The 11,855-nt window shown below is 54.9% G+C and carries 9 protein-coding genes, 3 pseudogenes and 1 other annotated feature; of the genes and pseudogenes, 8 read left to right on the top strand and 4 right to left on the bottom strand.

Going from position 1 to position 11,855, the window contains the following annotated elements; all coding sequences use genetic code 11:
• Positions 1-37 precede the first annotated feature (37 nt).
• The 4 genes from FHC49_RS05535 to FHC49_RS24620 form a co-directional block, all read right to left on the bottom strand.
• Complete coding sequence (locus tag FHC49_RS05535; protein WP_008786790.1) at positions 38-1,576, bottom strand: IS66 family transposase; 1,539 nt, start codon at positions 1,574-1,576, stop codon at positions 38-40.
• A 48-nt stretch (positions 1,577-1,624) separates the two neighbouring features.
• Positions 1,625-1,972, bottom strand: a complete 348-nt coding sequence (tnpB, locus tag FHC49_RS05530) for an IS66 family insertion sequence element accessory protein TnpB (protein ID WP_000612626.1) — start codon at positions 1,970-1,972, stop codon at positions 1,625-1,627.
• Entirely contained in the window at positions 1,969-2,373 is a 405-nt protein-coding gene (locus FHC49_RS05525; protein ID WP_000839182.1) for a transposase, read from the bottom strand. The genes tnpB and FHC49_RS05525 overlap by 4 nt, the downstream gene beginning before the upstream one ends.
• A 77-nt stretch (positions 2,374-2,450) precedes the next feature.
• Complete coding sequence (locus FHC49_RS24620) at positions 2,451-2,513, bottom strand: IS1 family transposase (RefSeq protein ID WP_139061271.1); 63 nt, start codon at positions 2,511-2,513, stop codon at positions 2,451-2,453.
• Between the two features lie 304 nt (positions 2,514-2,817).
• Between FHC49_RS24620 and FHC49_RS05515 the strand changes: the two genes are divergently transcribed.
• The 8 genes and pseudogenes from FHC49_RS05515 to FHC49_RS05480 form a co-directional block, all read left to right on the top strand.
• Positions 2,818-3,741 carry an aminoimidazole riboside kinase gene (locus tag FHC49_RS05515; protein ID WP_220439114.1) on the top strand — a complete coding sequence of 308 codons (924 nt, stop codon included), beginning with the start codon at positions 2,818-2,820 and terminating at the stop codon, positions 3,739-3,741.
• A 165-nt stretch (positions 3,742-3,906) separates the two neighbouring features.
• The gene (locus FHC49_RS05510; RefSeq protein WP_220439113.1) at positions 3,907-5,424 is read left to right on the top strand and encodes a carbohydrate porin; all 1,518 of its coding nucleotides are present in this window, start codon (positions 3,907-3,909) and stop codon (positions 5,422-5,424) included.
• Positions 5,425-5,558: 134 nt separating this feature from the next.
• On the top strand, positions 5,559-6,929 hold the full coding sequence (locus FHC49_RS05505) for a sucrose-specific PTS transporter subunit IIBC (protein ID WP_220439112.1): 1,371 nt from the start codon (positions 5,559-5,561) through the stop codon (positions 6,927-6,929).
• Positions 6,929-8,329 carry a sucrose-6-phosphate hydrolase gene (locus tag FHC49_RS05500; protein WP_220439111.1) on the top strand — a complete coding sequence of 467 codons (1,401 nt, stop codon included), beginning with the start codon at positions 6,929-6,931 and terminating at the stop codon, positions 8,327-8,329. Before FHC49_RS05505 ends, FHC49_RS05500 begins: the two co-directional genes overlap by 1 nt.
• A 29-nt stretch (positions 8,330-8,358) precedes the next feature.
• On the top strand, positions 8,359-9,363 hold the full coding sequence (locus tag FHC49_RS05495; protein WP_220439110.1) for a LacI family DNA-binding transcriptional regulator: 1,005 nt from the start codon (positions 8,359-8,361) through the stop codon (positions 9,361-9,363).
• 210 nt (positions 9,364-9,573) lie between these two features.
• Positions 9,574-10,107 (top strand): annotated as a pseudogene (locus tag FHC49_RS05490) (transposase); the annotation flags it as partial.
• Positions 9,855-9,971 (top strand) — a sequence feature (AL1L pseudoknot). It overlaps the preceding pseudogene by 117 nt.
• Positions 10,108-10,311: 204 nt before the next feature.
• Positions 10,312-10,704, top strand: a pseudogene (locus FHC49_RS05485) (DeoR/GlpR family DNA-binding transcription regulator); the annotation flags it as partial.
• 296 nt (positions 10,705-11,000) lie between these two features.
• A pseudogene (locus FHC49_RS05480) lies at positions 11,001-11,564 on the top strand (IS630 family transposase); the annotation flags it as partial.
• Between the last annotated feature and the right edge of the window lie 291 nt (positions 11,565-11,855).

Below are 11,855 nucleotides of genomic sequence, written 5' to 3'. Positions count from 1 at the left end.
GTAAGCGTGCAGCGAGAACCGTATTGACGGGGATGTGTTATTCAGTTGGCAGTGCTACGCGCCAGGGGAGTAGTTCGCTGACCCGGTTTATCGGCCAGTCCGCTATGACGTTAAGGACGTGACGGAGGTAGCTTTCTGGCTCCACTCCGTTCAGTTTGCATGTCCCGATCAGGCTGTACAGCAGCGCTCCCCGCTCTCCTCCATGATCCGAACCGAAGAACAGGTAGTTTTTGCGGCCCAGGCTGACCATCCGTAGCGCATTCTCAGCTATGTTGTTATCTGCCTCGGCCCAGCCGTCGTCAGTATAGTAAGCCAGCGCCGGCCACTGGTTCAGTACGTACGTGAACGCTTTCGCCAGTTCTGAGTGTCGCGACAGCGTTTTCACCTTTTCACGCAGCCAGCTTTCCAGGGATTTCAGCCGCGGTTTAGCTTTTTGCTGACGTTCTGCAAGGCGTCGCTTCGCCGGCATTCCCCTTATCTCCGCTTCAACGGCATACAGCTCGCCGATACGCTTCAGGGCTTCATCCGTCAGCGCCGACGGTGTGCGGACGTGCACATCGTGGATTTTACGGCGGGCGTGAGCCCAGCAGGCGGCTTCCGTTATCTGGCCATCGCGGTACAGCTCGTTGAACCCGGCGTACGCATCGGCCTGCAGCACACCACTGAACCCTGCAAGATGGGTCTGAGGGTGGATGCCTTTTCTGTCCGGGCTGTAAGCGAACCACACCGCCGGCGCGACTGCTGATCCAGCGTTGCGGTCATCACGAACATACGTCCACAACCGCCCGGTCTTCGTCTTCTTATTGCCCGGCAGCAGCACCTGGACCGGGGTGTCATCGGCATGGAGTTTACCGTCGGTCAGGACATAGCCCTGAAGCGCCTCTTCCAGCGGTGACAGCAGCCGGCAGCATGCATCCACCCAGCCCGACAGCAGTGAGCGGCTCAGCTCCACACCCTGGCGGCTGTATATTTCTGACTGCCGGTACAGCGGGGTATGTTCTGCATACTTTGAACTCAGCACGCGGGCCAGCAGCCCCGGTCCGGCGATACCCCGCTCGATGGGACGTGAAGGCGCGGGGGCCTGCACGATGGCATCGCACTGAGTACAGGCATGCTTTTCACGTACTGTCCGGATAACCCGGAAGGCGCTGCGCATCAGCTCCAGCTGTTCGGCGGCATCTTCACCCAGGTAACTCAGCGCACCACCACATTCCGGGCAGCATGACGCTGCCGGCAGCAGCCGTTTTTCGTCACGGGGAAGTGATTCAGGGAACGGTTTGCGGGTACGGGTCTGCCGCAGCGGGCGCTGCACGGCCGGGTCATCCACCCGGCCGGTAAGGGTATCGCTTTCTTTCTGCAACTGCTTAAGGTCGGCTTCCATCTGCGCGATACGGCGGGAGACTTTTTCGGAGCGGCTGCCGAAGTTCATCCGGCGCAGCTTATCCAGTTGCGCCTGCAGGTGATCTATTTCGCGTTCACGCTCGTTCAGCTTTTCCAGAAGGGCACGGTTCAGCGCCTCCTGTTCGGCAAGGAGACGTTTCAGTTCATCGATATCGTCAGGAAGTAAGCTGTTCATACCGGGTATATTACCAGGCTCATTCAGCGTCGACCAGGATAAAGAGGCCTACAACATAGTCAGTGACGTAAGCAGTCTTTTAGGCTGCCGCCAGTCGATACCTTCAAGGAGCATCGCCAGCTGTGCCGGTGTGAGGAACACTTTGCCATCCCGGGCTGACGGCCAGGCGAAGCGGCCGCGCTCCAGCCGTTTGGTCAGCAGACACAGTCCATCGCCGGTAGACCAGAGGAGCTTTACCTGACTGCCATTACGCCCACGGAAGATAAAAACGTGACCTGACATCGGATCGTCTTTCAGCGTCGTCTGCACCTTTGCCGCCAGGCCGTTGAAGCCGTTTCTCATATCGGTGATGCCAGCGACCAGCCAGATCTTTGTCCCTGATGGTAATGGGATCAACGTTTGAGCTCCCGTATCAGCAGGTTCAGGATATTTTCGCTGATGGCACCATTCAGACGGAGTGATCCGTGCCGGAACGTCACTTCACAGCTGATATTGAGTGATTCAGGTGCCGCAGCAGCTACAGGTTGTGACCGGGGGGAGGTTGCAGGGACAACATCTTCGGTATCAAGTGTTATCGGGAGCAGCTCAGGCACGTTGTTTTCTGTTGTTGAAGGAGGACGTAGTTTTCCTTCGCGCCAGTACTGGCGCCACTTGAACAGCAAATTATCGTTGATCCCATGCTCACGAGCGAGTTGCGCTACGGAGATCTCTGGTCGATGCGAGAGTTCAACCATTTTGATTTTGAACTCAACGGGATAATTAGGGCTTTTTTTACGCACTGCGGTTAATGATTTCATGGATAGCGTCCACCATATTTGGTGTCCACTATCCTCTCAGGAATATCAGGATCTGCCAGACGGTGCTGAGACGACGCTTACTTACGCACCACCCCGTCAGTAGCTGAACAGGAGGGACAGCTGATAGAAACAGAAGCCACTGGAGCACCTCAAAAACACCATCATACACTAAATCAGTAAGTTGGCAGCATCACCCGTTTCCCAAACGGAGCCCAATAAGATAAAGCAGAAGAATTCCTTCAAGGTGCAGGCTAATTTATCCAGGATCCATTTGTGTCCAGGACGTAAGTCTTCACAGCTGTCGAATCAACGCTATTTCGTAAGGCGGCTCACGTTTTTATGCCCTGAGCCGCGCTTTTCCGGCTGTAACGTTCCACCCACTCTGTAACTGTGATTTAATATGCTAAACCGGTTTAATGAAGTTTAGCTTTGGAGGGTTTTAGCATGAATGCAAAAGTTTGGGTTCTGGGCGACGCGGTGGTGGACCTGCTGCCGGAGAGCGAAGGGCGCCTGCTGCAGTGCCCTGGAGGCGCGCCGGCTAACGTGGCGGTAGGGGTTGCCCGCCTTGGCGGCAACAGCGGATTTATCGGCCGCGTCGGCGGTGACCCGTTTGGCCGCTACATGCGTCATACCCTGCAACAGGAGCAGGTCGACGTCAGCCATATGTATCTCGACGATCAGCACCGCACGTCCACTGTGGTCGTCGACCTTGACGACCAGGGGGAACGCACCTTTACCTTTATGGTACGCCCCAGCGCGGACCTGTTCCTGGCTGAAGAAGACCTGCCACAGTTTGCCGCCGGACAGTGGTTGCACGTCTGCTCCATCGCGCTCAGTGCCGAGCCCAGCCGCAGTGCTACCTTCGCAGCTATGGAGAACATCAAGTCTGTCGGCGGTCGGATCAGCTTTGACCCTAATATTCGTCCCGATCTCTGGCAGGATCAGGCCTTGCTGCAAGCCTGCCTCGATCGCGCTTTGCACATGGCCAACGTGGTAAAGCTATCGGAAGAGGAGCTGGTCTTCATCAGCGGCAGTAATGATTTAGCACAGGGGATCGCCAGCGTAACGGAGCGCTACCAGCCGGAATTGCTACTGGTGACCCGGGGCAAAGCGGGGGTGCTTGCCGCGTTTCAGCAGGAGTTTACCCATTTCAACGCCCGGCCTGTGGTCAGCGTGGACACCACCGGCGCGGGAGACGCATTTGTCGCCGGACTGCTCGCCAGCCTTGCGGCTAACGGGATGCCAACGGACATGACCGCACTGGAACCGACACTCACGCTGGCACAGACCTGCGGCGCCCTGGCCACCACAGCCAAAGGCGCGATGACCGCCTTGCCCTATCAGCGCGATCTCAACCGTCAGTTTTAATCCTTAAAGCCACTATGCGCGGCTCACTTTGTTGCATGCTTCACATTTATTAAACCGGTTTAGCATATTTGTTTTAAGAAAAATAAAGGTCGGGCTTAACATAGTTACTAAACCGGTTTAGCAAAAATTTTCATTTTTCATTTTTACTTTTGGGATGCCAACAGCATGTACAGAAAAAGCACACTTGCGATGCTTATCGCTTTGCTAACAGGCGCTGCCTCAGCCCACGCGCAAATGGACATCAGCACCATTGAGGCCCGACTCAACGCGCTGGAAAAACGCCTGCAGGAGGCAGAAATCAGGGCGCAAACGGCGGAAAACCGCGCCGGGATGGCAGAGAAAAAAGTTCAGCAACTCACCGCGCAGCAGAAAAAAAACCAGGACTCGACTCAGGAAGTGGCTCAGCGTACCGCCAGACTTGAGAAAAAAGCCGATGACAAAAGCGGCTTTGAGTTTCACGGTTACGCCCGCTCCGGCGTGATAATGAATGATTCCGGCGCCAGCACCAAATCCGGAGCCTACATAACGCCGGCAGGGGAAACCGGCGGAGCTATCGGCCGTCTGGGAAACCAGGCCGATACCTATGTTGAAATGAATCTTGAACATAAGCAGACCCTGGATAATGGGGCCACGACCCGCTTTAAGGTGATGGTCGCCGACGGGCAAACCTCTTATAACGACTGGACTGCAAGCACCAGCGATCTGAACGTTCGTCAGGCCTTTGTCGAATTGGGTAACCTGCCGACGTTCGCTGGGCCATTTAAGGGCTCCACCCTGTGGGCCGGGAAACGTTTCGACCGCGACAACTTTGATATTCACTGGATTGACTCTGACGTCGTGTTCCTCGCCGGTACCGGTGGCGGTATCTATGACGTGAAGTGGAACGACGGCCTGCGGAGTAATTTCTCCCTGTACGGGCGTAACTTCGGCGACATTGATGATTCCAGCAACAGCGTGCAGAACTATATCCTCACCATGAATCACTTCGCAGGTCCGCTGCAGATGATGTTCAGCGGTCTGCGGGCGAAGGATAACGACGAGCGTAAAGATAGCAACGGCAATCTGGTAAAAGGCGATGCGGCAAACACCGGCGTGCATGCGCTACTCGGCCTGCATAACGACAGTTTCTACGGCCTGCGCGACGGTAGCAGTAAAACCGCTCTGCTTTATGGTCATGGTCTGGGCGCAGAGGTTAAAGGTATCGGATCTGATGGCGCACTTCGTCCGGGAGCCGACACATGGCGCATTGCCAGCTACGGCACCACGCCGCTCATTGAAAACTGGTCTGTTGCTCCGGCAATGCTGGCGCAAAGCAGTAAAGACCGCTATGCCGATGGCGACAGCTATCAGTGGGCAACATTCAACCTGCGTCTGATTCAGGCGATCAATCAGAATTTCGCTCTCGCCTACGAAGGCAGCTACCAGTACATGGATCTTAAACCCGAAGGTTATAACGATCGTAAGGCGGTGAACGGTAGCTTCTACAAGCTCACCTTCGCCCCGACATTTAAGGTCGGTAGTATCGGTGATTTCTTCAGTCGCCCGGAGATTCGTTTCTACACCTCCTGGATGGACTGGAGCAAAAAACTGAATAATTACGCCAGCGACGACGCCCTGGGCAGTGACGGTTTTAACTCGGGCGGCGAATGGTCTTTCGGTGTGCAGATGGAAACCTGGTTCTGACGGCTTACGCCTGATGACAGGAATAGCCGGGGGGCAGAGCATCTTTGTCACCCCGGATTCAACTAAGACGCAGAAAAGCGCTCCCGTGAACGCGGGACGACAACATAAAAATTTTTAAGCTTTAAGAAGGTACTATGGATTTTGAAAAGATTTCCCGCTCGCTGCTTCCACTTCTTGGAGGCAAAGAAAATATCGCCAGCGCCGCGCATTGCGCCACGCGTCTGCGCCTGGTGCTGGTCGATGATTCCCTGGCCGATCAGCAGGCCATCGGCAAAATTGAAGGGGTTAAAGGCTGTTTCCGTAACGCCGGGCAGATGCAGATTATCTTCGGCACCGGGGTGGTAAATAAAGTCTATGCCGCCTTTATCCTCGCGGCAGGGATTGGCGAGTCCAGCAAATCGGAAGCTGCCGACATCGCGGCGAAAAAGCTTAATCCTTTCCAGCGCATCGCCCGTCTGCTGTCGAACATCTTTGTGCCGATCATCCCGGCTATCGTCGCCTCCGGCCTGTTGATGGGCCTGTTGGGGATGGTCAAAACCTACGGCTGGGTCGACTCGAGCAACGCCATCTACATCATTCTGGATATGTGCAGCTCGGCGGCATTTATTATTCTGCCGATCCTGATTGGCTTCACCGCCGCCCGTGAGTTTGGCGGTAACCCTTATCTCGGTGCGACACTCGGCGGCATACTGACCCACCCGGCGCTCACCAACGCCTGGGGAGTAGCTGCCGGTTTCCACAGCATGAACTTCTTCGGCCTTGAGATTGCGATGATCGGCTACCAGGGCACGGTGTTCCCGGTGCTGCTGGCAGTGTGGTTTATGAGCATCGTTGAGAAGCAGCTGCGTCGTGTGATCCCCGACGCGCTGGATCTGATCCTCACGCCGTTCCTGACGGTGATTATTTCCGGCTTTATCGCCCTGCTGATTATCGGCCCGGCTGGTCGCGCCCTCGGCGACGGAATTTCGTTTATCCTTAGCACCCTGATTACACACGCCGGTTGGCTGGCAGGACTGCTGTTTGGAGGCCTCTACTCGGTTATCGTCATTACCGGGATTCACCACAGCTTCCATGCCATTGAAGCCGGGCTACTGGGCAATCCGTCCATCGGCGTCAACTTCCTGTTGCCGATTTGGGCGATGGCCAACGTCGCCCAGGGCGGTGCTTGTCTGGCGGTATGGTTTAAAACCAAAGACGCCAAAATTAAAGCCATTACTCTGCCGTCGGCGTTTTCCGCTATGCTGGGCATCACTGAAGCGGCGATTTTTGGTATTAACCTACGCTTTGTGAAACCGTTTATCGCGGCGCTTATCGGTGGCGCGGCGGGCGGCGCGTGGGTGGTGTCGGTGCACGTCTATATGACCGCGGTAGGTCTGACGGCAATCCCCGGCATGGCTATCGTGCAGGCCAGCTCGCTGCTGAACTATATTATCGGGATGGTTATCGCCTTTGGCGTTGCCTTCGTCGTCTCCCTGGTACTGAAATACAACACGGACGCTGAATAATGTCACTTCCATCCCGCCTGCCTGCGATTTTGCAGGCCGTTATGCAAGGCCAGCCGCGCGCGCTGGCCGATAGCCACTATCCCCGCTGGCATCATGCGCCGGTGACCGGACTGATGAACGACCCCAACGGCTTTGTTGAATTTGCCGGACGCTATCACCTGTTCTATCAGTGGAACCCGCTCGCCTGTGATCATACGTTTAAGTGCTGGGCGCACTGGAGCTCCACCGATCTGCTGCACTGGCAGCATGAGCCCATTGCGCTGATGCCGGACGAAGAGTATGACCGTAACGGGTGCTACTCCGGCAGCGCGGTGGATAACAACGGTACGCTTACTCTGTGTTATACCGGCAACGTGAAGTTTGCCGACGGAGGGCGAACCGCCTGGCAGTGCCTGGCAACGGAAAACGCTGACGGCACCTTCCGCAAAATCGGCCCGGCCCTGCCGCTGCCGGAGGGCTACACCGGCCACGTGCGCGATCCGAAAGTCTGGCGACATGAAGACCTCTGGTACATGGTGCTGGGCGCGCAGGATCGGCAAAAGCGCGGCAAGGTGCTGCTGTTCAGCTCTGCGGATCTCCATCAGTGGACGAAGGTGGGTGAAATCGCCGGCCACGGCATCAATGGCCTCGACGACGTCGGCTATATGTGGGAGTGCCCGGATCTTTTTCCTCTCGCCGACCAGCATATTCTAATCTGCTGTCCGCAGGGGATTGCCCGCGAGGAAGATCGCTACCTGAACACCTACCCGGCAGTATGGATGGCGGGTGAGTTTGATTACGCTGCTGGCGCTTTCAGCCACGGCGAACTGCACGAACTGGACGCCGGGTTTGAGTTCTACGCCCCGCAAACCATGCGTACCAGTGATGGCCGCCGTCTGCTGGTCGGCTGGATGGGCGTGCCGGAGGGCGAAGAGATGCTTCAGCCGACCCTCACCAACGGCTGGATCCATCAGATGACCTGCCTGCGTGAGCTGGAGTTTATCAATGGTCAGCTCTACCAGCGTCCGCTACGAGAACTGAACGCCCTGCGCGGCGAAGCGCACGGCTGGTCGGGGAACGCCCTGCCGCTGGCACCGATGGAAATCGTTCTACAAACCACTGGGGACGATATGTTGAGCCTCGATTTTGACGGCGTATTAACCCTTGAGCGCGATGCCAGTGGGATCTGCCTGGCCCGACGCAGCCTCGCCAGCGACGAGATGCATTATCGTTACTGGCGCGGAGACGTCCGCTCGCTGCGTATTTTCATCGACCAGTCGAGCGCGGAGATTTTCATCAATGGCGGCGAAGGGGTGATGAGCTGCCGCTACTTCCCGGCCAGTTCAGGGCAGCTAATGTTCTCCGGCATCACGCCGGACGCATTCTGCTACTGGCCGCTGCGAACTTGCATGGTAGAATAAGCGTTTTGCTTCAGGCTCATGGCGTCGTAATGAAAACCAAACGCGTAACCATTAAAGATATCGCCGAACAGGCTGGCGTCTCCAAAGCGACCGCCAGCCTGGTACTGAACGGTCGTGGCAAGGAGCTGCGAGTGGCGCAGGAAACGCGTGAGCGCGTGCTGTCGATTGCCCGTAAGCAGCACTATCAGCCAAGCATTCACGCCCGCTCGCTGCGCGACAACCGCAGCCACACCATCGGACTGGTGGTGCCGGAGATCACCAACCACGGCTTTGCGGTCTTTTCCCATGAACTGGAGATGCTGTGCCGCGAAGCAGGCGTCCAGCTGTTGATCTCTTGTACTGATGAAAACCCCGGTCAGGAGAGCGTGGTGGTCAATAACATGATTGCCCGCCAGGTTGATGGGTTGATCGTCGCTTCATGTATACACAACGATGCCGACTATCTCAAGCTCAGCCAACAGCTGCCAGTGGTGCTGTTTGACCGTTGTCCTAATGAAAGCGTGTTGCCGCTGGTGATGACTGATTCGATTACCCCAACGGCGGAACTGATTTCCCGCATCGCATCTCAGCATAGCGATGAGTTCTGGTTTTTAGGCGGTCAGTCGCGTCTGTCACCTTCCCGCGATCGTCTGACCGGATTCACGCAGGGTTTGGCTCAGGCGGGTGTTGCACTGCGCCCGGAATGGGTGATCAACGGTAACTACCACCCAAGCTCAGGCTATGAGATGTTCGCCGCACTCTGCGCGCGCCTTGGGCGGCCGCCTAAGGCGCTGTTCACCGCCGCCTGCGGACTGCTCGAAGGGGTACTGCGCTATATGAGCCAGCACCATTTACTCGACTCTGATATCCATCTGACGAGCTTTGACGATCACTATCTTTATGATTCGCTGTCGCTGCGTATCGATACCATACAGCAGGATAACCGCCAGCTGGCCTGGCACTGCTACGATCTGATAAGCCAACTGATCGAGGGCGATACGCCCGAAACGCTACAACGCTACCTGCCCGCAACGCTGCAGTTTCGGCATAAATAATAACTGAGCATTTTTGATTACCCTACAGAGGTGAAATCTGGTGCGCATTTAACAATCAAAAATCAAGATTGAACATGAAGAGGCAGGGGGTACAGTCGATGTTTGCTCACTTACAAAAAGGAACTTTCCCCCCGTCATCAGGCTTTCAAGGCAGGACTGAACCGTACCGGGGTTTCGGGAGACTAAACTCTCAGTGAAAGGAGACCCGAAATGACATCCAAACGAGCCAACCGTTATCCACCAGAACTGCGTGAGCGGGCTGTCCGAATGCTGCTGGAGCAGCGCAGTGAGTATCACTCTGAATACGCAGCCATAAATTCCATTGCCCCGAAGATAGGCTGCAGTCCTGACTCGCTCAGAGCCTGGCTGCGTCAGCATGAACGCGATACGAGTGCCGGTGGACTCACAAGCGACGAGCGTCAGCGTCTCAAAGAGCTGGAACAGGAAGTTCGTGAACTGCGTCGCAGCAACGATATTCTGCGGCAGGCCTCAGCTTATTTTACGAAGGCGGAGTTCGACCATCTGTGGAAAAAATAATGCCGTTGCTGGATATCCTCAGCAGTAGCCACGGGGTCGGACCGGTATGCCATAAGCTGAATATCGCCCCCGTCGACATACTACCGGCACTGTAAATACCGCCAGCATTCAGAAAAACGCAGCCAGCGTGAACGCCGTGATGACCAACGGAAACTGGAAATACAGCGGGTGTATGACGACAACTACAGTGTCTATGGCATCCGCAAGCGGCAAAACTAGTTGACGTCTAATAAACGTGGCTACTTTCTCTTCAAATTCGTCTTCATAAACATTTTCATGCATGATTTTCAAACTCATACTCAAGATTGTAAAATTACGAGTTCTTCCAAAAACGCATGTATGATGACCATACATGCGTTATGCTTCTTTGTGTTATGTTGTGAAAGGTTGTGTTAATTTCAAGGTGGTTTTATGATTGATTATGATTCATTGCCTGAGCAGAGGCAGGACTTGATATACCAACTTCTTCAGCAAACTGGCAGGGTCGTAGGTACCGATATTGCCCTTCAACTGGGAGTGTCTGAGCACACAGTACGGAGAGATTTGCAGGCAATGGCCCGCAAAGGGCTATGCAAAAAAGTGTATGGAGGGGCAGTCAGTCAGTTTAAGCAATCAGCTAATTTCGAGACACGCGTAACGCGCAGTGTCGAGGAGAAAGATGCTGTTGCCAGGCGGTGTGCGGAGTTAATAAAACCCCGCACCTGTATTTTTATTGACGGGGGATCAACGTATCTGGCTATGGTGGATTTCATTCCTGAAGAGCTGGAGCTCACTATCGTAACAAACTCCCCACAGATAGCTGCACATCAAACACTGTAATTTTTACAAAATCACTTTTAACTATACTGAAATCATCTGTCTCTATCATGCGCGCGTAGGAACGTCTGACTTTATCCTTCAGCCGCTGAGGGACGTCTGAACGAACCACTGCACCATCCGGTGTGCATGCAATGACAACATGAGATTGGCTGGCCTCCTGAAGTGTATTGATAATTGCTAAATAGCTGCGCGGAATAGTAGATCACTTTGAGGGAACTCAGCCCGGATTGTGCGATCTGATCAATCGCCAAATCAAAACAAATCACCAACCGGACTGAGCGATGCCGATCATAGCACCAATTCCCCGTGATGAACGACGCCTGATGCAGAAAGCAATCCATAAAACGCACGATAAAAATTATGCCCGCAGACTGACTGCCATGCTGATGCTGCATCGGGGCGACCGCGTCAGCGACGTTGCCAGAACGCTCTGCTGTGCTCGTTCATCCGTCGGGCGCTGGATTAACTGGTTCACACTGTCGGGTGTTGAAGGTTTGAAATCATTACCCGCAGGGCGTTCCCGCCGCTGGCCGTTTGAGCATATCTGCACGTTATTACGTGAGCTGGTAAAACACGCTCCCGGCGATTTTGGCTACCAACGCTCACGCTGGAGTACAGAACTTCTGGCTGTAAAAATCAATGAGATAACCGGCTGTCAGTTACATACAGGAACGGTTCGCCGCTGGTTGCCATCCGCGGGGCTTGTGTGGCGCAGGGCAGCGCCAACTCTGCGTATCCGTGACCCGTATAAAGATGAAAAGATGGCGGCAATCCATAAAGCGCTGGACGAATGCGGCGCAGAGCATCCGGTATTTTATGAAGATGAAGTGGATATCCATCTTAATTGTAGCGGCTCGCAATCGAAACCTCTCCGACTCGCAATCAGCGCAGATTTCGGCTCACAATAACTGCAAATATATTTTAAGCCTTCCAGAACACACTTTTAGTTCTCGCCTCCCCTGCATAAGAGCACTTTATGTTAATCTTTTTCATGGGTGTTTCTTAAGGAGTAGCTATGGAAGGCACTGTTGCAAATAGTCGGTGGTGATAAACTTATCATCCCCTTTTGCTGATGGAGCTGCACATGAACCCATTCAAAGGCCGGCATTTTCAGCGTGACATCATTCTGTGGGCCG

Source organism: Kluyvera sp. EC_51 (genome assembly GCF_019584505.1).
Classification (GTDB): Bacteria; Pseudomonadota; Gammaproteobacteria; order Enterobacterales; family Enterobacteriaceae; genus Kluyvera; species Kluyvera sichuanensis.
The sequence above is the reverse complement of the archived record's forward strand: the minus strand, read 5'-3'. Positions and strand labels throughout refer to the sequence as shown.